Annotated in this window: 25 protein-coding genes; 10 read left to right on the forward strand and 15 right to left on the reverse strand. The window is 60.7% G+C overall.

Going from position 1 to position 24,874, the window contains the following annotated elements:
- The first annotated feature begins 52 nt into the window (after window positions 1-52).
- Window positions 53-814: a YdcF family protein gene (locus tag CX511_RS03855; RefSeq protein WP_045182644.1), complete on the forward strand. Its 762-nt coding sequence runs from the start codon at window positions 53-55 to the stop codon at window positions 812-814.
- Here CX511_RS03855 and lnt read toward each other — a convergent pair.
- From lnt to miaB, 5 genes are all read right to left on the reverse strand, one after another.
- A complete protein-coding gene (gene lnt / locus CX511_RS03860; RefSeq protein WP_045182645.1) occupies window positions 811-2,328 on the reverse strand; it encodes an apolipoprotein N-acyltransferase in 1,518 nt (505 codons plus the stop codon). The genes CX511_RS03855 and lnt overlap by 4 nt on opposite strands.
- An 8-nt stretch (window positions 2,329-2,336) precedes the next feature.
- Window positions 2,337-3,176, reverse strand: a complete 840-nt coding sequence (locus tag CX511_RS03865) for a CorC family transporter (protein ID WP_028944390.1) — start codon at window positions 3,174-3,176, stop codon at window positions 2,337-2,339.
- Between the two features lie 5 nt (window positions 3,177-3,181).
- Window positions 3,182-3,676, reverse strand: coding sequence for an rRNA maturation RNase YbeY (ybeY, locus tag CX511_RS03870; protein ID WP_101293005.1), 495 nt, complete (start codon window positions 3,674-3,676; stop codon window positions 3,182-3,184).
- Complete coding sequence (locus CX511_RS03875) at window positions 3,669-4,670, reverse strand: PhoH family protein (RefSeq protein WP_045182647.1); 1,002 nt, start codon at window positions 4,668-4,670, stop codon at window positions 3,669-3,671. Before CX511_RS03875 ends, ybeY begins: the two co-directional genes overlap by 8 nt.
- Before the next feature lie 123 nt (window positions 4,671-4,793).
- Window positions 4,794-6,122, reverse strand: a complete 1,329-nt coding sequence (miaB, locus tag CX511_RS03880; protein WP_045182648.1) for a tRNA (N6-isopentenyl adenosine(37)-C2)-methylthiotransferase MiaB — start codon at window positions 6,120-6,122, stop codon at window positions 4,794-4,796.
- A gap of 129 nt (window positions 6,123-6,251) precedes the next feature.
- Here miaB and CX511_RS03885 point away from each other — a divergent pair, with 129 nt between their 5' ends.
- The gene (locus CX511_RS03885; RefSeq protein ID WP_038606593.1) at window positions 6,252-6,578 is read left to right on the forward strand and encodes a DUF1820 family protein; all 327 of its coding nucleotides are present in this window, start codon (window positions 6,252-6,254) and stop codon (window positions 6,576-6,578) included.
- Between the two features lie 9 nt (window positions 6,579-6,587).
- Here CX511_RS03885 and CX511_RS03890 read toward each other — a convergent pair whose 3' ends face one another.
- From CX511_RS03890 to CX511_RS03905, 4 genes are all read right to left on the reverse strand, one after another.
- Window positions 6,588-7,136 (reverse strand): tetratricopeptide repeat protein, encoded by a 549-nt coding sequence (locus CX511_RS03890; protein ID WP_045182652.1) that lies wholly within the window; start codon window positions 7,134-7,136, stop codon window positions 6,588-6,590.
- Window positions 7,137-7,312: 176 nt separating this feature from the next.
- On the reverse strand, window positions 7,313-8,599 hold the full coding sequence (gene hemL / locus CX511_RS03895) for a glutamate-1-semialdehyde 2,1-aminomutase (protein ID WP_101293006.1): 1,287 nt from the start codon (window positions 8,597-8,599) through the stop codon (window positions 7,313-7,315).
- A 15-nt stretch (window positions 8,600-8,614) separates the two neighbouring features.
- Window positions 8,615-9,241 carry a thiamine phosphate synthase gene (gene thiE / locus CX511_RS03900; RefSeq protein WP_101293007.1) on the reverse strand — a complete coding sequence of 209 codons (627 nt, stop codon included), beginning with the start codon at window positions 9,239-9,241 and terminating at the stop codon, window positions 8,615-8,617.
- Between the two features lie 15 nt (window positions 9,242-9,256).
- Window positions 9,257-10,054 (reverse strand): hydroxymethylpyrimidine/phosphomethylpyrimidine kinase, encoded by a 798-nt coding sequence (locus tag CX511_RS03905; protein ID WP_045182864.1) that lies wholly within the window; start codon window positions 10,052-10,054, stop codon window positions 9,257-9,259.
- A gap of 264 nt (window positions 10,055-10,318) precedes the next feature.
- Between CX511_RS03905 and CX511_RS03910 the strand changes: the two genes are divergently transcribed.
- The 4 genes from CX511_RS03910 to CX511_RS03925 all read left to right on the forward strand — a co-directional run bounded on the left by CX511_RS03910 (window position 10,319) and on the right by CX511_RS03925 (window position 16,210).
- Entirely contained in the window at window positions 10,319-12,301 is a 1,983-nt protein-coding gene (locus CX511_RS03910) for a sensor histidine kinase (protein WP_101293008.1), read from the forward strand.
- A gap of 82 nt (window positions 12,302-12,383) precedes the next feature.
- A complete protein-coding gene (locus tag CX511_RS03915) occupies window positions 12,384-14,036 on the forward strand; it encodes an acyl-CoA dehydrogenase family protein (protein ID WP_045182660.1) in 1,653 nt (550 codons plus the stop codon).
- A gap of 32 nt (window positions 14,037-14,068) precedes the next feature.
- Window positions 14,069-15,574, forward strand: coding sequence for an AMP nucleosidase (gene amn, locus CX511_RS03920; protein WP_101293009.1), 1,506 nt, complete (start codon window positions 14,069-14,071; stop codon window positions 15,572-15,574).
- A 6-nt stretch (window positions 15,575-15,580) separates the two neighbouring features.
- A complete protein-coding gene (locus CX511_RS03925; RefSeq protein WP_101293010.1) occupies window positions 15,581-16,210 on the forward strand; it encodes a pseudouridine synthase in 630 nt (209 codons plus the stop codon).
- On the opposite strand, the gene CX511_RS03930 is transcribed toward CX511_RS03925, so the two are convergent.
- The gene (locus CX511_RS03930) at window positions 16,207-16,410 is read right to left on the reverse strand and encodes a DUF2788 domain-containing protein (protein WP_045182665.1); all 204 of its coding nucleotides are present in this window, start codon (window positions 16,408-16,410) and stop codon (window positions 16,207-16,209) included. The genes CX511_RS03925 and CX511_RS03930 overlap by 4 nt on opposite strands.
- 55 nt (window positions 16,411-16,465) lie before the next feature.
- On the reverse strand, window positions 16,466-16,942 hold the full coding sequence (locus tag CX511_RS03935; protein WP_045182667.1) for an Lrp/AsnC family transcriptional regulator: 477 nt from the start codon (window positions 16,940-16,942) through the stop codon (window positions 16,466-16,468).
- Between the two features lie 407 nt (window positions 16,943-17,349).
- Here CX511_RS03935 and CX511_RS03940 point away from each other — a divergent pair, with 407 nt between their 5' ends.
- On the forward strand, window positions 17,350-17,910 hold the full coding sequence (locus tag CX511_RS03940; protein WP_101293011.1) for a DUF6515 family protein: 561 nt from the start codon (window positions 17,350-17,352) through the stop codon (window positions 17,908-17,910).
- Between the two features lie 133 nt (window positions 17,911-18,043).
- On the opposite strand, the gene CX511_RS03945 is transcribed toward CX511_RS03940, so the two are convergent.
- Window positions 18,044-18,916, reverse strand: a complete 873-nt coding sequence (locus CX511_RS03945) for a cation diffusion facilitator family transporter (RefSeq protein ID WP_101293012.1) — start codon at window positions 18,914-18,916, stop codon at window positions 18,044-18,046.
- A 25-nt stretch (window positions 18,917-18,941) separates the two neighbouring features.
- On the reverse strand, window positions 18,942-19,361 hold the full coding sequence (pmcY, locus tag CX511_RS03950) for a periplasmic Zn2+ metallochaperone PmcY (RefSeq protein WP_045182674.1): 420 nt from the start codon (window positions 19,359-19,361) through the stop codon (window positions 18,942-18,944).
- Window positions 19,362-19,479: 118 nt separating this feature from the next.
- Here pmcY and hrpB point away from each other — a divergent pair, with 118 nt between their 5' ends.
- A complete protein-coding gene (gene hrpB / locus CX511_RS03955; protein ID WP_101293013.1) occupies window positions 19,480-22,008 on the forward strand; it encodes an ATP-dependent helicase HrpB in 2,529 nt (842 codons plus the stop codon).
- Between the two features lie 99 nt (window positions 22,009-22,107).
- Here hrpB and CX511_RS03960 read toward each other — a convergent pair whose 3' ends face one another.
- Window positions 22,108-22,611 carry a hypothetical protein gene (locus tag CX511_RS03960; RefSeq protein WP_231353364.1) on the reverse strand — a complete coding sequence of 168 codons (504 nt, stop codon included), beginning with the start codon at window positions 22,609-22,611 and terminating at the stop codon, window positions 22,108-22,110.
- 115 nt (window positions 22,612-22,726) lie between these two features.
- Window positions 22,727-23,395 carry a DUF7847 domain-containing protein gene (locus CX511_RS03965; RefSeq protein ID WP_045182680.1) on the reverse strand — a complete coding sequence of 223 codons (669 nt, stop codon included), beginning with the start codon at window positions 23,393-23,395 and terminating at the stop codon, window positions 22,727-22,729.
- Between the two features lie 154 nt (window positions 23,396-23,549).
- Between CX511_RS03965 and CX511_RS03970 the strand changes: the two genes are divergently transcribed.
- Window positions 23,550-24,290: a DUF2076 domain-containing protein gene (locus CX511_RS03970; RefSeq protein ID WP_045182682.1), complete on the forward strand. Its 741-nt coding sequence runs from the start codon at window positions 23,550-23,552 to the stop codon at window positions 24,288-24,290.
- Window positions 24,291-24,391: 101 nt separating this feature from the next.
- A complete protein-coding gene (locus CX511_RS03975; RefSeq protein ID WP_045182683.1) occupies window positions 24,392-24,871 on the forward strand; it encodes a LabA-like NYN domain-containing protein in 480 nt (159 codons plus the stop codon).
- Window positions 24,872-24,874: the final 3 nt, after the last annotated feature.

Raw genomic sequence — 24,874 nt, forward strand, 5'->3', positions numbered from 1 at the left:
TTGTTGCCAGGTGCCGATCCTCTTAGGCTGCGCACCTCCATGGAGGTGACCTGTGCCAATTCGTTATTTCATCAAACAATTGCTTCTGCCACCTGGCGTACTCTTCCTGCTGTTGATTGCGGCCTGGTGGCTTCGCCGTTCCTGGCCGCGACTGTCAGCCCTGTGTTTTGTCCTGGGCCTGGGTGGCTTGTGGGCGATGAGTCTGCCGATCGTCGTCGAGCGCTCAGCGCGTGTGCTGGAAACCGAGCCTGCCCTGAGTCATGAACAATGGGCGCGCCTGTCCGAGCAGGCAGACGCCATTGTGGTGCTGGGGGCTGGGCGTGAGCGCGGCGATCCGGCCTGGGATTTCGTTGATCAGCCCACGGGTGTTGCCATGGAGCGCCTGCGTTACGCCGCGCAACTGGCCAAGGCCTCAGGCTTGCCGTTGTTAATCAGCGGTGGCTTGCACTACGGCACGCCGCCCAGCGAGGCACAGTTGATGGCCGATGCGCTGCAGCGTGACCTGGGCGTGAGTGTGCGTTGGAAGGAAGAGCGCAGCCGTACCACCTGGGAGAATGCCCAGATGAGCGCCGAGATGCTGTTGCCTCTGGGTATCAAACGGGTGGTCGTGGTGACTCAAGCCTGGCACATGCAGCGCTCACGCTGGAGCTTCGAGCGCGCAGGATTTGCTGTGGTGCCAGCACCAGTGGGCTTTCTCGGCCGCGATCACGCGCGCCCGTTTGGCGGCTGGCTGCCGGAAAGCAAGGCGATCTGGCAGAGCGGCCAATTGCTCAATGAGGCAATTGGCCTGCTCGGTTACCGGCTCTTCTACTAAACAGTCTTGGCGATCCGGCTGGCCAGCAGGGCCCAGCCGAACAGCAGTACGCAGACAATCACCAGTGGCCAGGAGCGCCATTGCAGGTACGGCGTGAGCTGCTGCATTGGCACCACCTCACCGTAGAGGATGCCGCGCTCGAACTGCGGGATCTGCGCGGTGATGCGTCCAAAGGGGTCGATCAGGCCGCTGACGCCGTTGTTGGTGGCACGAATCATCCAGCGTCCGGCCTCCAGCGCACGCATCTGGGCCATCTGCAGGTGTTGTAGGGGGCCGATCGAGGTGCCGAACCAGGTGTCGTTACTGATGGTCAGGAGGATGTCGCTACGGGCTGCCAGGCTTGCGGCGAACTCCGGGTAGACCACTTCGTAGCAGATGTACGGCGCGATCTGGTAGCCCTTGGCCTGCAGCAGTGGCTGGTCTTCTGGGCCGCGGGCAAAGTCCGACATTGGCAGGTCGAAGAAGGCGATCACCCCGCGGAGCATATCCTGCAGCGGTACATACTCACCGAAGGGCACCAGCTTCTGCTTCAGATAGGTACCGTCGCCTTCACCAGTCACGGTAATGCCGTTGTAGTAGCGGCGTTGCTGATGCACCACCTCACGTATCGGCACACCAGTGATCAGCGCCGAATGGCGGTCAGCGGCGAAGCTGCCCATCATGTCCAGGTAGCCTTGGGCTTGTTCCTTGAGGATCGGCACGGCGGTTTCCGGCCAGATCAGCAGGTCGACCGGCTTGGAGCTGAAACTCATGTCCCGGTACAAGGCCAGTTGGGCGTTGACGTGTTCCGGGTTCCACTTCAGTTCCTGCTCGACATTACCTTGCAGCGCAGCCACGGTCAGTGGTTTGCCGGCAGGTTCGGTCCAGGCATGGTTTTTCAGGGCCAGGCCCACAGCCCAGGGCGCCAGCAACAGGACGATGGCTACGGCCAGGAACGACTTGCGCTCACGTAAACGTGGCAAGTTGCACAGCAGGGCGGCGCACAAGGCCAGGCAGAAGGAGATCAGCCACATACCACCGACCGGCGCCAGGCCGGACAGCGGACCGTCAAGCTGGCTGTAACCGGAATAGAGCCAGGGGAAACCGGTGAGGAACCAGCCGCGGAAGGCTTCCTGACCGACCCACAAGGCAGCGAAGCACAGGGCGTCGGCCAGGGGGGCCTCGTTGCGGCGCAGCCAACGCGCCCAGATCCAGGCGGGCAGGGCGAAGAACCAAGCGATGGCCGCGAAGAACGCCACCAGCAAAACCGTCGCCAGCAGTGGCGTGGCGCCGCCGTAGGTATTGATACTGACGTAGATCCAGCTGGTGCCGGCAGCGTACAAGCCGAAACCGAAGCACCAGCCACGGCCCAAGGCCTGGCGTGGGCTGAGCTCACGCAGGCCAAGGTAGAACAGGCCGGCGGCCAGCAATGCCAGTGGCCAAATGTCGAACGGCGCCAGGGCCAGGGTAGTGATTGCACCGGCCGCCACGGCCAGCAGGTTACCGGGCCAGCCGGGGCGGGTGATCCAGCGCATGGTTGTCCTTAACGGGTGATAGGGGTCAGTCGCAGCAAGTGTATCCGGCGGCTGTCGGCGTTGAGAATGCGGAAGCGATACGGGCCGATTTCAGTGGTCTCGTTACGCTTTGGCAAGTGACCGAAGGCGCTCATGACCAAGCCGCCAACGGTGTCGAACTCATCGTCGGAGAACTGGCTGTCGAAGAACTCGTTGAAGTTCTCGATCGGGGTCAGAGCCTTGATCAGGAAGTCGCCGCTAGGCAGCGGCTTGATGTAGCTGTCTTCTTCGACGTCGTGCTCGTCTTCGATGTCGCCGACGATCTGTTCAAGCACGTCCTCGATGGTCACCAAGCCCGCCACACCGCCGTACTCGTCGATGACGATGGCCATGTGATTGTGGTTGGCGCGGAACTCGCGCAACAGCACGTTCAGGCGCTTGGACTCGGGCACGAAGGTGGCCGGGCGCAGCAGGTCCTTGATGTTGAAGCTGTCGCCGTTCTCTTTGAGGATCAGCGGCAGCAGGTCTTTGGCCAACAACACGCCAAGGACATCGTCATGGCTTTCGCCAACCACCGGGTAGCGCGAGTGCGCAGCGTCGATCACAGCTGGGAGGAACTCGCGTGGCGACTGCGTGGCCTTGATGCTGATCATCTGCGAGCGCGGCACCATGATGTCGCGTACTTGCAGGTCGGCTACCTGGATGGCGCCTTCAACAATGGTCAGCGCCTCGCTGTCGAGCAGCTTGTTCTGATGGGCTTCGCGCAGCAGCTCCAGAAGCTCCTGGCGGTTTTTCGGCTCATGGGCAAAAGCCTGGGTCAGTTTGCCTAACCAGGACTTTTGCCCGTTGCTCGATCGATCTTCGCTCATGGCGGTTACTCGTGATCCTTGCAGATATCAGTGTGGGGTACGTCGTGTTCGTCGTCGGCGTAAGGGTCTGGATGACCCAATTCCGCTAGCAACTCTCGTTCCAGTGCTTCCATTTCTTCGGCCTCATCGTCTTCGATGTGGTCGTAGCCCAGCAGGTGCAGGCAGCCGTGGATAACCAGGTGCGCCCAATGGGCCTCCAGCGACTTGCCCTGTTCGGCCGCTTCGCGCTCGACCACGGCGATGCAGATCACCAGGTCGCCGAGCAGCGGAATGTCGAGTAGCTCATCGGGTACGTCGGCCGGGAAGGACAGAACGTTGGTGGCGTAGTCTTTGCCACGCCAGGTGTGATTCAGTTCGCGGCCTTCGGCTTCATCAACCAGACGAATGGTTAACTCCGAGTCGGCAGTGCGCTGGCGCAGGGCCAGCTCGCACCATTGGCGGAACTGCTCTTCAGTGGGGTGAGGGGCATCACTTGCCAGCTGCAGATCGAGCTCAAGCATCGCGTTTGTTGCCTTCGCTGATGTCATTTTGGTGGTTCTCAAAGCGCTCGTACGCTTCGACGATACGTTGCACCAAGGGGTGGCGAACCACGTCTTTGGGCTGGAAATGGGTAAAGCTGATGCCCGGCACGCCCTTGAGCACGTCAATCACATGCGCCAGGCCCGACTTGGTCCCGCGCGGCAGGTCGACCTGGGTGATGTCACCGGTGATCACCGCGGTGGAGCCGAAGCCGATACGGGTCAGGAACATCTTCATCTGTTCGACCGTGGTGTTCTGGCTCTCATCAAGGATGATGAAGCTGTTGTTCAGGGTACGGCCACGCATGTACGCCAGCGGGGCAATCTCGATCACCTGGCGCTCGATCAGCTTGGCGACGTGTTCGAAGCCGAGCATCTCGTACAGCGCGTCGTACAGCGGGCGCAGATACGGGTCGATCTTCTGGGCCAGGTCGCCCGGCAGGAAGCCGAGTTTCTCGCCCGCTTCGACCGCAGGGCGCACCAGCAGGATGCGTCGCACCTGTTCACGTTCCAGCGCATCGACAGCACAGGCGACGGCGAGGTAGGTCTTGCCAGTACCGGCCGGACCAATGCCGAAGTTGATGTCGTTGCCGAGAATTTCCTTCACATAGCGCTGCTGGTTCAGCCCGCGCGGACGAATCATGCCCTTGCGCGTACGCAGGGAAACACTGACTTCGTTGACGGCTGGGTTTTCCAGTTGTTCTACCGCAGATTCCTGCAGGAACAGGTGCACCATTTCCGGCGACAGCTCGGTGGCCTTGGTCTCGCGATAGAGACGGCGCAGCAGTTGCTCGGCAGAGGAGGTGTGTTTGGGTTCGCCGATCAGTTCGAACTGATTGCCGCGGTTGCGGATTTCGATGGCCAGACGCTGTTCGATCAGGCGCAAATGCTCGTCGAACTGCCCGCACAGATTGGCGAAGCGATGGGCCTCGAAAGGCTCGAGGATGAAACGATGAGGTTCTATGGGTGCGTTCAAGGTCGTTTTTCAGCCGCCCAACGGCAATGGAGATGGTCTCAAGGATAACCCTAGCCGCTGCAGGGCGAAAGCGCTGAAACGATCAAGGGTCGCCGGGCCTGCAATCAGGCCCGGCAGGACAGGTCAATGTGCCAGCGAACCAAACAGCGAATGGGGCCGGGCATCGTCGATCTGGATGTCGACGAACTGGCCGATCAGCTTGGGATTGTCGCAGCGGAAGTTGACGATACGGTTATTCTCGGTGCGCCCCTGCAGTTGGCCGGGGTCGCGACGCGAGTAATCCGTGACGAGGATGCGCTGGATGGTGCCAACCATTTGTCGGCTGATCTCGAAACCTTGGGTATCCAGGCGATGTTGCAATGCCTTGAGCCGCTCTTTCTTCACCTCTTCCGAGGTTTCGTCCGGCAGGTCGGAGGCTGGGGTGCCCGGCCGCTGGCTGTAGACGAAGGAGTAGGAGAAGTCGAAACCGACATCGGCCACCAGCTTCATGGTCTGCTCGAAGTCTTTCTCGGTTTCACCCGGGAAGCCGACAATGAAGTCAGAGCTGATGCAGATCCCCGGCACCGCAGCCTTGAGCTTGCGCAGCTTGGACTTGTACTCAAGGACCGTGTGGTTGCGCTTCATCGCTGCGAGCACGCGATCAGAGCCCGACTGCACCGGCAGGTGCAGGTGCTTGACCAGTTCCGGCACTTCAGCGTGGGCCTGGATCAGGCTGTCGGAGAATTCCAGCGGGTGCGAGGTGGTGTAACGGATGCGGTCGATTCCGTCGACGGCAGCCACGACCCTGATCAGCTCAGCCAGATCGGCCAGGCGGCCATCGTGGGTCTGGCCGCGATAGCCGTTGACGTTCTGCCCCAGCAGGGTGATCTCGCGCACGCCGTTTTCGGCCAGGTGGATGACTTCGGCCAGCACATCATCGAACGGGCGGCTGACTTCTTCGCCACGGGTATAGGGCACCACGCAGAACGTGCAGTATTTGCTGCAACCTTCCATGACCGAGACATAGGCGGTTGGGCCATCGATGCGCGGCTCGGGCAAGTGGTCGAATTTTTCGATTTCCGGGAACGACACGTCAACCTGGGGCAAGCGTGTGGTACGTGCGGCATCGATCATTTCTGGCAGACGATGAAGGGTCTGCGGGCCGAACACCACATCCACATACGGCGCACGCTTGCGAATCGATTCGCCTTCCTGGCTGGCTACGCAGCCGCCGACGGCGATGACCATGTCCGGCTTCAGGTCCTTCAATTCGCGCCAGCGGCCCAACTGGGAGTAGACCCGGTCCTGGGCGCGTTCGCGGATCGAGCAGGTGTTGAGCAGGATCACGTCAGCGTCTTCGGCACGCGCAGTGACCTCCAGGGCTTGATGTTCACCCAGCAGGTCGACCATGCGCGAGCTGTCGTACTCGTTCATCTGGCAACCGTGGGTTTCGATATAAAGCTTCTTGGCCATGGGAGATCATCAGGTAATTCGAAGAACCGCACATTATAGGGGGCTGGAGCGATGGATCCTAGCGTTCTCGGTCTGGGCGCTATGTTATAGTTTGCCCTTTCTTTACAACCTGTGGCTGTCCCCGCCGAAATGACCAAACGCGAAGCTCCGATCTACAAAGTGATCTTTCTCAACCAGGGCCAGGTATTCGAGATGTATGCCAAGCAGATCTACCAAAGTGATCTGTGGGGCTTTCTTGAAATTGAAGAATTTGTGTTCGGCGAACGCACTCAGGTGGTGGTCGATCCGAGCGAAGAAAAGCTCAAGGCGCAGTTTGAAGGTGTGGTGCGCAGTTTTGTGCCGATGCACTCAATCGTGCGTATTGATGAGGTCGAGCGCTTGGGCACGCCAAAGATCAGTGAAGCCCGAGGTGTCAGCAACGTGATGCCGTTCCCGATGCCGATGCCGGAAAAATAAGCCGGCGTTTCAGGGAAGTGGCGAGAAGGGCGTGCGTCCTTCGGCGGTCTGCAGTTCCAGCAGGTACTTGCGAAAGATCTGTCCCAGTACTTGGGTTGCCACTTCCAGGTCTTCACGCGGCATTTGCTCGGAGACTTCGTCAGCCAGGTCCAGGGCTTCTTCGGCACCGTTGACGGCGGCCATTTTCAGCACGATGTAGGCTTGCACGTTGTTGGCCGCAACACCTTCACCCTTGAAGAACATGCTACCCAGGCGGTATTGGGCTTGGGCATGGCCTTGTAGCGAGGCTTGCTCGAAATAGCTCAGGGCTTGTTTGAGGTCGCGTGGCGTGTTGGTGCCTTCGTAATAGAACTCACCGAGCTCGTATTGAGCTTGCGCATCGCCTTCCTGCGCCGCCTTCTGGCAGGTGGCCAAGGCTTGGGGCAGGTCTTCAGGCTGGGAATTGAGGGTGCAGCGGCCCGCTGCTGGAATCAGCAACGAGTTACCGCCTGCCAAGGCCAGCAGGGGCTGAAGAAGCAACAGGCAGCCCAGGGCGAGGGCGCGGCCGGTGCGGTTCATGGGGATCGACTTACCTCTGCAAAGCTGCGGCCAAAGTGTCTGGTGGCACATTATGGGATAAGCAACGCCTACCTTACAAAGTCTTTACTCGATTTTCTGCTTCGCCGGCGCCCACAGCAGATTCCTGTGGGCGCTGGCCTTGCCGGCGATGGGCTGCGAAAGCAGCCCCGGCAGGATCAATCCTTGAGTTTGGCGAACGCCCGCTCAGCGGCATCCAGGGTGATCTGCAGCTCGGTTTCGCCGTGAGCGATCGAGGTGAAACCTGCCTCAAAGGCGCTTGGCGCCAGGTATACGCCACCTTCGAGCATCAGGTGGAAGAAGCGCTTGAAGCGCTCGGCATCACTGGCCATCACATCATCAAAGGTAACGATGTCGTCAGCGCCGCTGAAGTACAGGCCGAACATGCCACCCGCCTGGGTGGTGACGAACGGAATGCCGGCGGCATCGGCGCGTTGCTGCAGGCCATCAAGCAGACGACTGGTGTAGGCGCTGAGCTCATCGTGGAAGCCCGGACGGCTGATCAACTTCAGGGTGGTCAGGCCGGCAGCCATGGCCAGCGGGTTGCCCGACAGGGTGCCGGCCTGATAGACCGGGCCCAGTGGTGCGATCTGCTCCATAATTTTGCGCTTGCCGCCGAAGCAGCCCACGGGCATGCCGCCGCCGACGATCTTGCCGAAAGTCGACAGGTCCGGAGTTACCCCGTAATGCGCTTGCGCGCCGCCCAGGGCAACACGGAAGCCGGTCATCACTTCGTCGAAGATCAGCACGACGCCGTGCTTGTCACACAGGCTGCGCAGGCCTTCGAGGAACCCAGGCGCTGGCGGCACGCAGTTCATGTTGCCGGCCACCGGCTCAACGATGATGCACGCCACTTCCTGGCCAACTTCAGCAAGCATTTGCTCGACGGCGCCGATGTCGTTGAACGGCAGGGTCAGGGTGTGCTTGGCAAACGCCGCCGGTACGCCAGCGGAGCTTGGCACGCCTTGGGTTAGCAGACCGGAGCCAGCTTTAACCAGCAGGCTGTCGGAGTGGCCGTGGTAGCAACCTTCGAACTTGATGATGCTGTCACGGCCGGTGTAGCCGCGGGCCAGGCGAATGGCGCTCATGGTCGCTTCGGTGCCGGAGCTGACCATGCGTACCATTTCCATCGACGGCACGATCGAGCAGACCAGGTCGGCCATCTCGGTTTCCATGGCCGTCGGTGCGCCGTAGGACAAACCGTGTTCGAGCTGTTTGCGCACCGAATCCAGTACGTCGGGGTGGCTGTGGCCAAGGATCATCGGGCCCCAGGAGCCGACATAGTCGACATAGCGCTTGTCATCTTCGTCGGTGACGTAGGCGCCTTCGGCATGTTTGAAGAACAGCGGCGTGCCGCCAACGCTCTTGAACGCCCGTACTGGCGAGTTGACGCCACCGGGGATGTGTTTCTGGGCGTTGGCGAACAGGATTTCGGAACGAGACATGATGGGCTCTCTCAATCAGGCAGATGCGAACAGGGCGTTGAAGGCGCGGGCACGGCGGGTAACTTCCTGCGTGCTGTCGGCGCCGAACAGGCCATGAATCACCGCCAGCAGGTCGGCGCCATGGGCGACCAGTGGGGCGGCGTTGTCCAGGGTGATACCGCCGATCACGCAGATCGGCAGTTTGAGCCGGGCGCGGGCTTGCTCCAGCAAAGTGAGATCGGCAGCTGGAACGCCCGGCTTGGTCACAGAATTGTAGAAACGGCCAAAGGCGACATAGCTGGCGCCTTCGCGGGCGGCCTGTTCGGCCAGCTCCAGTTGGGCGTGGCAAGTCGAGCCGATGATTGCTTCGCGGCCAAGCAGTGTACGCGCTGGTGTCAGCGGTCCGTCGGTCTGGCCCAGGTGGACGCCAACGCCCAGGCGGGCGGCCAGTTCGGCATCGTCGTTGATGATCAGGCGGGTCTTGTAGCGCGCACAGAGTTCAGCCAAGGCTTCGGCCTCGCGCAAGCGGCGGGCCTCGTCCTGGCTTTTGTCACGGTACTGCAGCAAGGTCACGCCGCCCTCAAGGGCGGCCTCGACATAGGGAAGAAACTTGCCGGCCAGCAATTGGCTGTCGGTAATGGCATACAGACCGCGTAGCTTCATCTAGGGGCCTCGGGCTCAGGAGCAGAAATCCAGGGGCAGGCGACGCGGCACAAATTGGCCTTTGCCCAGTTGTTCGGCATCGCGCAGGGTTCGCCAGGTGTAGTCCAGAGCCGAGCGTACGGCGCTTTGCAGTTGTTCGCCAAGGGCCAGGCGACCGGCCAGGGTGCTGGCCAGGGTGCAGCCCGAGCCGTGGTAGCTGCCCGGCAGGCGCTGGCAAGTCCAGGTATGACGCTGACCGTCGCGGCTGTACAGGCGATTGTGGATTTCGTGCTCGTCACCGTGACCGCCGGTGATCAGCAGGTGTCTGACAAAAGGCAGCAGTTTTTCTGCGCACTCGTCCGCCGTGCCTTCAGGCAGTTCAGCCAGGATGCGCGCTTCGGGCAGGTTCGGGGTAGCGATGGTTGCCAGTGGTAAGAGGCGTTCGCGCATGGCATAACCGACCTCATCCTTGCCCAGGCGGCCACCGCCGCCAGCGCGCAGTACCGGGTCGCAGACCAGCGGCAGATGCGGGTGGGCACTGAGCAGTTCGACGACGGTGTCGACCATTTCCAGTGAGCCGAGCATGCCCAGCTTGACGGCCGCTACCGTCGAATCGGCAAGAACGGCGTTGGCTTGGGCCAGCACCCACTCGCGGTCGAGCACGCGGAAGTCACTGACATTGACGGTATCCTGCACGGTCAGGGCGGTCACAGCGGGAGCGGCGTGACAGCCTTGGGCGATCAGGGCTTCGATATCTGCCTGCAAGCCGGCGCCGCCACTGGGGTCGTGGCCGGAGAGACAGAGGACAACGGGGCGGGAGCTGTAGGTATTCATGGTGCGCGAGCTTACCACCAAACGCTTTTGTCGGGTCTGCCCCGGCGCCAAGCTTTTTTGATCAAGTGGTCAGGAAAATGTTTTTGTAATCGCTGAAAGTGCCGTGCTAGAGCCTTTTGTTTAAAATTTTAAGTGGCTTCTGGCAGCCCTGAAAAGCTATGCTAGAGTGCTCGAATAAACCGATAACGGTTAATCCGGATCGCGTCACCTCAAACGGACAGGAGGCCACCGCGACACGACCGGAATAGACCATGCTGGGGCTGTATGCGCTATTTGCTGATTGTTGTGCTGAGCTGGTTGCCACTCCTGGCCACAGCGGTCGATTTCGACGACTCAACGCGCAGCCTGCCCTTGGGGCGGGTGATGCAGGTGTTTGAGGATCGCGATGGCAATGCCAGTATTGCGCAGGTGAGCGCCCCGTCGTTCAGCGAGCATTTCCGCCCCCATCACTCTGACGTGTTGAATGCCGGTTACTCAACTTCGGTGTTCTGGATACGCCTCGACCTGCGTTACAACGCCTTGCCTGGCGCCGCGCCGCGCAGCTGGTTGCTGGAGCTGGCCTACCCACCGCTCGATCATCTGGAGCTGTACCTGCCGGACAGCACGGGGGCCTTCCGGCTCGCGCAGCGCACCGGTGACGCACTGCCTTATGCCAGTCGCCAGATCGAGCAGAACAACTACCTGTTCGAGTTGCCCTTTAATCCAGGGCAAACCACCACCGCGTACTTACGCTTGCACAGCCAAGGTTCGGTCCAGGCGCCGCTGACCTTGTGGTCCACCGACGCGTATCTGGAAGCGCAGCCGACACGCCTGTATGTCCTCGGACTGATCTATGGCGTGTTGCTGGGGATGCTGGTCTACAACCTGTTCATCTACCTGAGCGTACGCGACACCAGCTACCTCTATTACATCCTCTATATCGCCTCTTTCGGCCTTTACCAGGTGTCGGTCAACGGCGCCGCTGTCGCGTACTTCTGGCCTGACAACCCCTGGTGGGCAAATGCCGCCACGCCTCTGTTCATCGGCGCCTCGGGGTTGTTCGGTTGCCAGTTCGCTCGTAGCTTCCTGCAAATGGCTCAGCACAGTCGGGCGTTCGATGGCCTGCTCAAAGTGCTGATGGCCAGCGGTGCCCTGGTTATGCTGCTGTCGCTGATCAGCAGTTACGGCATCGCCCTGCGCCTGGCCACGGCCCTGGCCTTGGTGTTTACCGTGAGTATCTTCGCTGCCGGGGTGTACGCCTGGTGGCGTGGCCTGCGGGTGGCGCGTTACTTTATCATCGCCTGGTCAGCCTTCCTGCTCGGGGGGCTGCTCAACACGTTGATGGTGTTGGGTTACCTGCCCAATGTGTTCCTGACGATGTATGCCAGCCAGATCGGCTCGGCGTTGGAAGTGTGCCTGCTGTCGTTGGCGCTGGCCGATCGCATCAACAGCATGCGTAATCAGCAGGCCCAGGCTTTGCGCGATACCGGGCGGGCGCTGGAGGTGCTCAACCAGCAATTGGCCAACAGCAACCGTTTGAAGGACGAATTCCTCGCCACCGTGACCCATGAGCTGCGCACGCCGATGAATGGTGTGATCGGTTCGCTGGAGCTGATGCAGACCGTGCCCATGGGCGGCGAGTTGGCTCAATACCAGCACACCGCCAGCTCCGCCGCCCAGGACATGATGGGTATGGTCGACGACATCCTCATCCTCACCGAACTGCAGGCCGGACGTTTGAGTGCGCAGAATGCGCCGTTTGGTCTACGCAGCCTCCTGCAGGAGTTACGTGCCAAGTACGCGGCTGCGGCATTGAGCAAGGGGCTGTACCTGACACTGGACACACCAGCCGATTTGCCCGAGATGCTGGTTGGTGACCGGCACAAGCTGGCCCTCTGTATCAGTTATCTGCTCGACAACGGGATCAAATTTACCCATCAGGGTGGGGTGATGCTGCAGGTTCGTGGGCGCTTGCAAGGGCCCGATCTGCTTGGTCTAACCATCAGCGTCAGCGACAGTGGCATTGGTTTCGACCGTTTGGCCGAGCCGGGGCTATATCAACGTTTCTTCCAGGTTGATGGTTCGATGAGCCGCCAATACGGTGGCCTGGGTATCGGTTTGGCTATTTGCCGGCAACTGGCCGAACTGATCGGCGCGCGTCTGCAACATGAGTCTAACCCAGGGCAGGGCAGCCGCTTTGAACTGGGCCTGAGTCTGGCCTTGAGCCAACCGCATGCACTGGCCAGGCCAGGGCTAAATCGCAGCTAGTTAGGCGTTTTTGTCACTTTGACCGGGGGGCGGGGCGTGATTCACTGAATTTTCAGTCACGTCAGATCCAGGAGGCCCCCTGATGAACCTGCACCAGTACGCTGAAACCCATGAAGTCACCAACCAGCCGCCAGCGCTGGATGGCGCCAACCTCTATCGCATCGACCTGCCGTTGCAGCAATGGTCGCGGCACTATGGGGCAGGCTGGGCTGAGGCTCGGATTGATGCGTACGGGGCACTGGCTGGCGGGCCGTTGATGGCAGCAGGTTTTTTGGCCAATCAACACAAGCCGCAGTTCAGCAGTCATGACCGCTATGGTCACCGAATTGATCTGGTGGAGTTTCATCCGGCCTACCACGAGCTTATGCGCACCGCCATCGAACACGGCTTGCCGTCGCTGCCTTGGACCGAACCGCGCCAAGGTGCTCATGTTGCCCGCGCCTCAATGACCTATCTGCACAGCCAGGCCGAAGCGGGCAGCGGCTGTCCGCTGACCATGACCTTTGCCGCCGTACCCGCGCTTAAATTGCAGCCGGAACTGGCCGAATATTGGCTGCCTAAGGTACTGGCTACCGAGTACGACCCACGCAACATCGGTGACCGGCACAAGGTCGGGGTTACCCTGGGCATGGCCATGACCGAAAAACAGGGCGGCACCGATGTCCGCGCCAATACCACTCGCGCCTATCCCGTGGGGACGCCGGGGCCGGGGCAGGCGTACGAACTGGTTGGGCATAAATGGTTCTGTTCGGCACCGATGTGCGATGCCTTTCTGACCTTGGCGCAGACTGACAAAGGCCTGAGTTGTTTCTTATTGCCGCGCCATCGCCCGGATGACAACCGCAACCAGTTCTACATTCAGCGTCTGAAGAACAAGCTCGGCAACTGTTCCAATGCCTCCAGCGAAGTGGAATTCCGCGGCGCCTTGGCCTGGATGATTGGTGAGGAAGGCCGCGGGGTGCCGACCATCATCGAAATGGTGGCCATGACCCGTTTCGATTGCATGGTCGGCTCCAGCGCGCTGATGCGCCAGGCCCTGACCCAGGCGGCGCACCACTGTGCCCATCGCCAGGTCGGTGGACGCCTGCTGGCCGAACAGCCATTGATGCAGAATGTCCTCGCCGATCTGGCCCTGGAGAGCGAAGCGGCGCTGGCTCTGAGCCTGCGCATGGGGCATGCCCTTGATCAGCCGGATGACGCCCAGCAAGCACGCTTTGCCCGCCTGGTAACTGCGGTGGGTAAATATTGGATCTGCAAGCGTGCGCCGGCCATGATCAACGAAGCCGCTGAGTGCATGGGTGGTGCTGGTTATGTCGAAGACAGCATCCTGCCGCGCTTGTACCGTGAGGCCCCGGTCAACTCGACCTGGGAAGGCTCGGGCAATGTGCAATGCCTGGATGTGCTGCGCGCCCTGTCCAAGGAACCAGGTGTGCTGGATGCCTTGTTCGATGAGCTGGGTGACGGGCATGGCGATCCCCGGCTGGCCGCGCACATTGGCAACCTCAAGGCGGCGTTTACCGACACGGGTGATATCCAATACCGCGCCCGCCAGCTCACCGAAGACATCGCTTTGGGCCTGCAGGCCAAGTTGTTGCTTGAGGCCGGCAATGCCACCGTCAGCGATGCGTTCATCGGCAGCCGCCTAAGCGGTAGTGGCCGCGTCTATGGCGTGCTGCCACGAGGCATCAATGTTGGCGAACTGGTGGCACGCTCGACGCCAAACTGGCCGCTCTAACATGCGTGCCTTTGCCTGAATATATAGGCAAGATGGGCGCATGCATGTCAGACAGGAAGTACATTGTGAGCCGTACTGATGAAGTCTTCGTTGTCGTAGAAACCGCCGAGCAGGCTGTCGATCGTTTGGCCAGCCTGCACGAGCAATCCACTGCGGCCTTGAGCCTGGCGCTCAAGCGCTACCTCAAGGACCGCACCGAGCCCACTGGCGAAGAGCGCGCGTTGTTTCGTTACCCGGAACTGCGTCTGACCTATCAGTACCATGGTGAGGTGCCGGCGATTACCCGCGCCTACGCCAAGGTTCAGTTGCCGGGCACCTACAGTGTCACCGTCACCCATCCCGGCGCTTTCCGTGGCTATCTGCTGGAGCAGCTTAAGCCGCTGATGCGCGACTTTACCGTCACTGTCGAAGTCGGCGTCAGTCAGCAGAACATCCCCTATCCCTATGTGGTCGAACAGGGTGATGAGCTGGCGGGTACCGGCATTACCGCAGCGGCGCTGGCACGGGTTTTCCCGAGCACCGATCTGTCGGCCGCCACTGATGGCATCGCCGATGGTTTGTATGACTGGGCTAACGTTGATCCTTTGCCGCTGGCACTGTTCGATGCGGCGCGGGTGGACTTCTCCTTGCGCCGCCTGGTGCACTACACCGGCAGCGACTGGCGCCATGTGCAGCCCTGGATCCTGCTGACCAACTACCACCGCTATGTCGACCAGTTCGTCAGCCATGGCCTGGAACGCCTGCGTGATGACCCACGGTTCGTGCGCATGGTGCTGCCGGGCAATGTGATCATTGAAAAGGCTATGGACAACGGTGAGGCCCAGGCGCTGGTAGCGGGCGTGGTCTGGCACCGCTATCAGATGCCGGCTTATCACCTGATCGCCGCCGATGGCGATGGCATCACCCTGGTCAATATCGGCGTCGGCCCTTCCAACGCCAAGAACATCACCGACCACCTGGCGGTACTGCGCCCGCATTGCTGGTTGATGATCGGTCACTGCGGCGGCTTGCGGCAGTCGCAGACCATTGGCGATTACGTGTTGGCCCATGCGTACATGCGTCGTGACGGCATTCTTGATCGGGTGGTGCCGCCGCATATCCCGATTCCGGCCCTGGCCGAGGTGCAATTGGCACTGCAGGAAGCGGCGGCGCAAGTCACTGGCGAGCGCGGCGAGGAGCTGAAGAAACGCCTGCGGACCGGCACCGTGCTGACCTACGATGATCGTAACTGGGAGTTGCGCTGGGCTCAGGAACGGCCGCTGATCAACCTGTCGCGTGCGGTGGCGGTCGACATGGAAAGCGGCACCATTGCTGCTCAGGGTTACCGCTTGCGGGTACCGTATGGGACCTTGCTCTGCGTTTCCGACAAGCCGTTGCACAGTGAAATCAAGCTGCCAGGTGCAGCGAATGCCTTCTACAATCGGGCCGTCAGCCAGCACCTGAAAATCGGTATCGCCGCCCTCGACTTGCTGCGCACCGAGCTGCATTCGCTGCACTCGCGTAAACTGCGCAGTTTTGACGAGCCGCCGTTCCGCTGAGGCCCCATGCCGTTACCCCCACGCTCCAAGCCGCGTAAACCTGCGGCCAAACCCCTCGGCCCGCGTCGCCTACCCAAGGCGCCGCCGGCCGAGCCGCGGTTGATCCTATTCAACAAACCATTCGACGTCCTGACCCAGTTCAGTGATGGCGAAGGGCGCGCGACACTCAAGGACTTTATTGATATTCCCGGCGTCTATCCGGCCGGGCGTCTGGATCGTGACAGTGAAGGTTTGCTGTTGCTGACCAATGACGGCCAGCTACAGGCGCGCATTGCCGACCCCAAGCACAAGTTGGCGAAAACCTATTGGGTGCAGGTGGAGGGAGAGCCAAGCGAGGAGCAGTTGCAGCGTTTGCGCGATGGCGTCGACCTCAACGATGGCCCCACCTTGCCTGCCCAGGCCCGGCAGCTCGAAGAACCGCAGCTGTGGCCACGCAACCCACCGGTGCGCTTTCGCAAGAGCGTGCCGACCAGTTGGCTGGAATTGGTGATCAAGGAAGGGCGTAACCGTCAGGTACGGCGCATGACCGCCGCTGTCGGTCTGCCGACCCTGCGCCTGGTTCGGGTGCGGATCGGCGACTGGACCCTGGAGGGTCTTGACCAAGGGCAGTGGCGGGAAGTGCCAGCTAGGCGCTAGACGCCTTCGATGTAGCCGATCACCACGCTCTTGATGATGAAGGCGAGGATGCCCAGGCCCAGGACGAAAAACAGGATGAAAGTGCCGAACTTACCGGCCTTGGATTTCTTCGCCAGGTCCCAGACGATAAAACCCATGAAACCAATCAGGATGGTGACCAGGATGGTCATCATCCACTCTTCGAACAACGCAGGATCCATCGATACTCTCCGGCAAGTTGAGGCGCGCAATTATACGCCTCGGCTGCAGGTCTGACTAACGCAGGTGCGTCAGCGGTAGTTCGGTGCTGGCCAGCACCTGATTAAGCACAAAGCTTGAACGCACGCTGGTGACGCCTTCTATGCGGGTCAGGTGGCCCAGCAGCAGCTTCTGATAGTGATCCATGTCCGGCACCACAACCTTGAGCTGATAGTCGGCATCCATCCCGGTAACCAGGCTGCATTCAAGCACCTGGGGCAGGTTGCGGATGGCTGTTTCGAACGCTTCGAAACGCTCGGGGGTGTGGCGGTCCATGCCGATCAGGACATAAGCCGTAAGGCTCAAGCCCAGCTTCTTGCGGTCCAGCAAGGCTACTTGGCGGGCGATGTAGCCATCATCTTCCAGTTGCTTGACTCGGCGTGAGCAGGGCGAGGGCGACAGGCCAATGCGTTCGGCCAACTCCTGGTTGGAGATACGCGCATCGCGTTGCAATTCGGCAAGAATGCTCAGGTCGTAGCGGTCCAGTTTGCTCATGGAACATGCCTTTTCTGTTTCGATTGCGTTGAATTATCAATCCTTGGGTAAAAATTGCGCAAGTGGTATTTGATTGAGCAATCTTAGCAATCCTCTGCCGCCGCTCTAGCCCTATGCTTACACACAGAATCACTGCCCGGACATCAGTCCAGTGCAGCTGGCCTTATCGGGGCAGCTGCGGCCAGCAACCCAACAGGGTTGTGCTTGGCCCCCGGGCTACACACTGTTCACAAGACAGCGTGAGGTGAGCCGACGTCACAAGCGTCGAGCACGGACAAAATTCTCAAAGGGAGACCTCAGGTCTCCCTTTTTTATTGCCTGCGATTTTTACTTCTGCGGCCGATATCCCTTGTCAGACAGCCTGATCGATTGACCCAGGCGACCTTCAACATGCCCAGAGGAACAGCATGAAGTCGACTATCTGGCATTTGCTCGGGATAGGTTTGTTATGCAGCAGCCTGCCGGTATTGGCTGAAGAGCAGGGCGGCTCACCGCTGCAGTCGCGCCCGGATGAGGTGCACCAGACCCAGGATCCGCGTACCGGCTACTACCAGGACATTCCTCGGCGCTATGAAAGCCATGGCCGGCAAGATCACGGCTACATGCCGCCGCCTTATGGTGCGCGGGTTAAACGTTTGCCACGCAACGCCCGTGAGGTGTGGGTCGGGAATGTCTTGTTCTTTCAGGCAGCGGGCACGTTTTATCAGTATCTGGAGCACAGTCGTGAGTACGTTGTGGTCCACCCGCCGGTTCAGGCGAGGGGTGGTTATGATGTGATCGCCTACCCGGCTACGGGGCAGTACCCTGAGCAAGTCGACCGTGACCACTATGAGTGCCATCGCTGGGCGGTGCAACGGACTGGCTTCGACCCGGCGAAAGCACGCTATGCACCGGCGGCCCAGGTGGCGGACAGCTATCGGCGGGCATTGGGTGCTTGCTTGAGTGGTCGCGGGTACACTGTCAACTGACTGCGTCGGGCCATGAAGTGCAGATGCCTTGGTCTGTTTTTGTGGGAGCTGGCCTTGCCAGCGATGCAGGCACTGCGTAACAACTGGCACCACGCCGATGCCATCGCCGGCAAGGCCGGTTTCCACAACGGTCCTATTGCACCGGATCAGCGTGCACCAGCACTTCTGCCTTTGGGTACTTGCCATGGATTGCCGCCGCTGCCTGATCACACAGGGCATGGGCCTGGGTCAGCGGCAAGTCGCCAGGCAATTCCAGGTGCACCTGCACGAACCAATGGCTGCCCGAGACCCGAGTGCGCAAGTCATGCGCACCGCGTACACCGGGCACACTGCAGGCCAGCGCCAGCATCTGTTCACTGATATCGCCAGGAAGAGCCTGATCCATCAGGATCGCCGAGCTTTCCCGGGCGATCTGCAGCGCGCTCCAGAGGATGTACAGGGCAATCCCCAGGCCGAAGAAGGCATCCAGTTGTGGCCAACCCAGGCGCGCAAGTACCAGGGCAAGCAGGATACTGGCATTGAGCAGTAAGTCGGAACGGTAGTGCAATGAGTCGGCACGCACCGCCGTGGAGCCGGTGATTCGTACCACCCGGGCCTGTAGCATCAGTAAGGCCACAGTCAGCGCCAATGACAGCAGCATCACGGCAATGCCGATGGCGGTGTCGCCTAGTGGCTGCGGGTTCTGCAAACGCTCCACTGCCTGCACACCAATCAACACGGCGCTGACACCAATGAACAGCGCTTGGGCCATTCCCGCCATGGCTTCAGCCTTGCCGTGGCCGTAAAGGTGATCGTCATCTGCTGGACGCAAGGCGTAATGCACGGCGAGCAAGTTGAGGAACGAAGCGACGCCATCGAGGGCCGAGTCGGTCAAGCCGGCCAGCAAGCTGACCGAGCCACTGAGCCACCAGGCCACCGCCTTGGTCAGGATCAGGATACTGGCCACGGCCAACGACGCGCGGGTGGCCAAGCGCAGCAGGCGTTGATGTTCAGCCGAGGGTGTCATGCTGCTGGTAGCTTCCTCTGTGAATTCAGGCGGTGGGCTTGAGGCCGTACATCGCCAGTTGTTCAACGCTGCCCTTATGCATGATCAGACGTGGGTCGTTCAGCGGCAGGCGCTGGCCCAGTTCGCTTTCGAGGATAGCCTGCAGCTTGCGGTTGTCGACCTTGCCGTCGGCACTGATCGCTTGGTTGAGCTTCTCGGGCGCGACCTGAGCCGATTTACCCCCTGGCAGGTAGATGGCGCCTGTGGCGAAGTCGACACCGAACGCAATCAGGCCTGGCAGTACATAGAACAAGATACCAATAGCATCCATGGCGGCGACCACCGGATCAATCTTGCCCTCAATTTGGCCGCGCCGGTCGGGGTAGAAGATCGTGCCACAGGCCGTCAGTTGGGTCAGCAGGGTGGCAACCAGAACGCTGCCAATGACACGAGAAGGAATACGCATGGAAATCTCCGGAATGAGGGCCACAAAGATACAGGCAATGAGCCGGTATCTACAGCTAAGACCATGATAGGCCGGACTCGGTTCGCCGTTATACTCGGCGCATTGTTTGAGGGCTACCATGATTTCGTTACCTATCGATGCTGTAATACCAGCCTTGCGTGAAGCGCTGAACCTGCGCCATGAAACCGTGCTGGAGGCACCGCCAGGAGCCGGTAAGACCACTCGTGTACCGCTGGCACTACTCAATGAGCCATGGCTGGCAGGGCAGACCATTCTCATGCTCGAACCACGCCGTCTGGCCGCACGGGCTGCCGCAGAGCGCCTGGCCAGTGAGCTGGGTGAGCAGGTCGGGCAAACGGTAGGCTATCGAATTCGCCTCGAGAGTAAGGTCGGCCCCACTACCCGCATCGAAGTGGTGACCGAAGGTATCCTCACCCGCCGCTTGCAGGCTGACCCTGCACTTGAAGGCGTTGGTCTGCTGATCTTCGACGAGTTTCATGAGCGTAGCCTTGATGCTGACCTTGCTCTGGCCTTGAGCCTCAATGGCCGAGAACTGCTGCGAGATGACCCGCCGCTGAAGATTCTGTTGATGTCGGCAACGCTCGAAGGCGAGCGCTTGTCGAGCTTGCTGGGTGACGCGCCGGTGATCAGCAGTGAGGGGCGTATGTACCCGGTCGAGGTACGCTGGGGGCGGCCGTTCCAGCCCGGCGAATTCATCGAGCCGCGGGTGGTTGATTGCGTGTTGCAGGCTATCGCCGATGAGTCGGGTAGTGTGCTGGTGTTTCTTCCTGGCCAGGCTGAAATTCGTCGGGTCCACCAGCACCTGCAGGAGGCGCTGACTGATCGCCAGGACCTGCTCCTGTGCCCCTTGCACGGTGAACTGGACCTCAATGCCCAGCGGGCGGCTATTGATGCTGCACCAGCAGGTAAACGCAAAGTGGTATTGGCCACCAACATCGCTGAGACCAGTTTGACTATTGATGGCGTGCGGGTGGTGGTGGATGCTGGGCTGGCGCGGGTGCCGCGTTTTGATCCGGGCAGCGGCATGACCCGACTCGACACCCAGCGTATTTCTCGCGCCAGTGCCACCCAGCGTGCCGGGCGTGCGGGGCGCCTTGAGCCCGGTGTGTGCTATCGATTGTGGTCTGAGGCTCAGCACGATCAATTTGCGGCTTATGGCACAGCAGAAATCCTCCAGGCGGACCTCGCCGGGTTGGCTTTGCAGCTATCGCGTTGGGGGGTAACGCCTGATCAACTGCGCTGGCTTGATCAGCCACCGCCCGCCGCTTTCGCCCAAGCCCTGGACTTGTTGCAGCGTCTGGGGGCGTTCAAAGCTGACAGTAAAGACAACCTCAGTGACCATGGTCAGGCCATGGCCGAACTGCCGGCGCATCCGCGCATCGCCCATCTGTTGCTGCGTGGTCAGGACTTGGGCCTGGCAGGCATGGCGTGTGAGGTGGCCGCGCTACTCGGCGAGCGCGATATTCTACGTGGTGGGGGCGCAGACCTGCACAACCGCCTGGCCTTGCTCAGTGGTGAAACCCGGGCGAGCAAAGGCGGGCAGGGCGGGTTGCAGCGTGCCCGACAATTGGCCCGGCAGTATCGCGGTTACCTGCGTGGCAGTGCACGCTCAGCGGTTGTCGATCCTGAACATCCGCGCTGGTTGGGAGCCCTGTTGGCGCTAGCCTATCCGGACCGTGTCGCCCAGCAACGTCGGGCGGGCGGTGCTGAGTACCGCTTGGCCAACGGTCGTGCGGCGCTGTTTGGCGAGCCTGATGCACTGATGAAGTGCCCGTGGCTGGTGATCGCCGACCTGGGCAGCCGTCAGGGCCAGCGTGAGGAACGTATCTATTTGGCCGCCGAGTTCGATCCGGCCTTGTTCGACGGGGTGCTGGCCGAACAAGTGCGAAGCCTGGACATCCTCGATTGGGATGAACGCGAGAATGTGCTGCGCGCCGAGCGTCAGCGCAAAGTCGGTGAGTTGGTGCTCAGCCGGGAGCCGTTGACCGGCTTGGACGAAGACGCTCGCGCCCGAGCACTGTTGGCGTTGGTGCGGCGCAAGGGCTTGGAGCTGCTGTCCTGGACCCCGGAATTGCGCCAATGGCAGGCGCGTGTGGCGCTGCTGCGCCAGCTGGATCTGCAGGCCGGAAACAGCAGTGAATGGCCAGACCTGAGTGATTGCGCGTTGTTGGCGAGTTTGCAGGACTGGCTACAACCCTACCTGGGTAAAGTCACTCGCCTGAGTCATTTCGCCCAACTCGACCTGTCATCAATCCTGCGGAATCTGCTGCCCTGGCCCTTGCCTCAGCGACTGGATGAGTGGGCACCGGTACACTTGAATGTGCCTTCGGGGTCGAACATCCGCCTGGATTACAGTGCAACGCCCCCTATTCTCGCCGTGCGTCTGCAGGAGTTGTTCGGCCTGGCCGACACCCCGCGCATTGCTCAAGGTCGCCAGCAAGTACTGCTGCACTTGTTGTCGCCGGCGCGTCGGCCGGTGCAAGTAACCCAGGACCTGGCCAACTTCTGGCGCACGACGTATGCCGACGTGAAAAAGGACCTCAAGGGCCGCTATCCGAAACACTATTGGCCGGATGATCCCCTGGTGGCAGAGGCAACAGCACGAGCAAAACCACGGCGAACCTGAAGCTTGCGTTCTTGGTGAGAGCGAAGGACGGACAGCCATCAGGCGACCTGGTCTGATGGCTGGTTTGTACACTACTGCAATGAGCCCATAACGATTCCGTCAGCCGATTCGTTCGACCAGAAACTCATGGGTTTCACCATCTTTGACGTTCAGGAGGAAGAACGTTCCTCGTTCGTGATGAGGGGCATCGAGGATCGTTTTGACCTGATGCCCCTGGTGATCGCGCCAGCGACACACCAGCCCGTTCTCTGTCCAGGCCAACGGCTCGAACTTCCAGAAATCCGTGACCTGCGCTTGTTCGTACAGTCCCAAGTAGCCATTACGGCTGATGCCAAGTTTCTTCGCAGCATTTCGCCCTGTGCCGGAGATATTGAAGTGCAGACGATTTTCGGTCTGGGAATGAAAGACGAAGTTGAGCACGGGTGATTCTTCTTTGCCGCCTGCCTGGAGCCAGTCGCTTTCAGGGGTGATGCCCCAGGTGAACTTGTCAGAAGATTGACTGAGGCGCAGGGGGATTTTGCGTCCGGCGTCGAGGAGGTAGATTCTGCCTTGAAATGACGAGATCTCTTCGGCGTACAGCATTGTGGTATGAGTTTCGGTCATGGTGATTTCCTTATCCTTTCAACTTTCGGGTTTCAGAGGTGCGCGCAGCGCTTGGCTGCAGCGCACGCATTGTGAAATCCGGTGAGCGGATATTGGAGACCGAAAACTTTCCTTCTCAGGACGTTGGCGGCTGCTCGGCAGGCTCGCTGATCAGCATGAACAGACGGAACATCACCACGGTACTGAACAGCTGTAAGAAGCTGTTGCCGCTGTCCAGCGCCAGTTCTAGCAAGGGCGACGGCTCAGGGACGAGCATCTGGCTCAGGCCATCAACCAGCCACAACGGCGCAAGAACGCCGAGGATACAGGTGAGGATTCGCCAGAAATTGCCGGTGGTCATCTGAAAACTTTCGCGCATCGCGGCAATCGGTGGCAAGCCGCGCAGCACCAGCAGGTACTCGGCGAACACCAGGTTGACCATCACCCAGATGCCGGGAAGGATAAACAGTGCAGCACCGGCCATGATCAGCAGCGAACTGAGCATCACCATCAGGGCAAACGATGGCCACAGGCGCAACGCCATGGCCAGCAGGTTGCGCTTGAGTGGGGTGTAACCGTTGCTGCGGGTGTCGAGGTAGAGAATCAGTGCGGCACTGTACAGTGGGTAGAACAACAGGCTGGCGAGCATGCCGTAGGCCTGTGACGCGTCCTTGCCCAGTTGCTGGTAGAGCAACTGGGTGAACAGGGCTTCGAGCACCACCAGTGGCAGGCAGAGCTGAACAATGCTCAGCAGGTGGCGGCGAAAGAAATACAGGGAGTCACGCAAAACACTGAGCGGATTCATCGGTCGATATCGTATTGGCAAAAAGCAGGGCGTAACTTTAGCCCAGCTAGCACTTAACCTGAAGAAAGTTTCATCGCGCCTTGTGTTGAATCCACGGCCCAGACACCCCATTTTCAGTGAACCTGAATTCCCCGGCTTTTGTATGAGGTTGCCCATGAACAGTGAAGAACAAACCCTGATCGATGGCCTGTTCGGCCGACTCAGGCAAGCCGAAGACCCAGCCGTGCCCCGCGACGCTCAGGCCCAGGCGCGAATCGCCGAGCACCTGCAACAGCAACCTTCGGCACCTTATTACATGGCCCAGGCGATTTTGGTTCAGGAGGCTGCACTCAAACGTCTGGACGAGCAGAACAAGCAACTGCAGGCCGAACTGAAGCAGGCGAAGGCGCAAGTCGCGGCCACTGCGCCGAGCAACAGTGGTGGTTTTCTGTCGAGTATCTTCGGCAGTGGCTCTCGTGATCCGCAGCCGCTGCAGTCACAAGCGCCGGCCAGTGCCTCAAGCCGTGGCGGCTGGCGTGAACCGTCGCGTTCGTTCAATCAGCCAGGTTTCACCGGCCAGCAGGGTTTTAACGCAGCGCCTGCCCAGGCACCACGCGGTGGTGCGAGCAGTTTCCTTGGGGGTGCGCTGCAGACCGCTGCGGGCGTGGCAGGCGGCGTCATGCTGGCCCAGGGTATTAGCAGCCTGTTCAACCATAACGCGCAGCCAGAAGAGGTGGTGGAGGTGATCAAGGAAGAGCCTGCACCTGCCAGCGACAGTGGTGGCTGGGGCAGCAATGATGACCAGCGTCTGACCGCCGACAACAGTGACTACGGCAGCGATCAGGGTGGCTTCATGGACGCTGATTACGGCAGTGATGACAGCGGTTTCTTCGACGGCGACGACAGCTTCGTCTGAGCGCACATACCCGCACCGCCTCCAGGCTGGCATACTGGGCGCCGAAACGGCCCCGGTGTGCGGAGGCCGGCAACCGCGCCGCGGCGCCATGAGGAAAAACGGTGAAGAAGATCGCGGTATTCGCCGACGTGCAGAACCTCTACTACACCGTGCGCCAGGCCTATGGCTGTCATTTCAATTATGCCGCGCTCTGGGCTGACATCAGCCAGCATGGGCAGATTGTCGAGGCGGTGGCCTATGCCATCGATCGCGGCGACAGCAAGCAGCAGCAGTTTCAGCAGATCCTGCGTAACCTCGGTTTCACGGTCAAACTCAAACCTTACATTCAACGCAGCGATGGCTCGGCCAAGGGCGATTGGGATGTGGGTATCACCCTGGACGTGATCGACGCCGCTGCACGGGTCGATGAAGTGGTGCTGGCGTCCGGTGACGGAGATTTTGACCTGTTGCTGGAGCGGGTAATCAGTCGTCACGGCATCGAAGCCGTTGCCTATGGCGTTCCAGGCCTGACCGCCAATTCACTGATTCGCGCTGCCAGTCGTTATGTGCCCATCGAGGGCGGCCTGTTGCTCAGGCACTAGGTT

This window comes from Pseudomonas sp. S06B 330 (assembly GCF_002845275.2).
Classification (GTDB): domain Bacteria; phylum Pseudomonadota; class Gammaproteobacteria; order Pseudomonadales; family Pseudomonadaceae; genus Aquipseudomonas.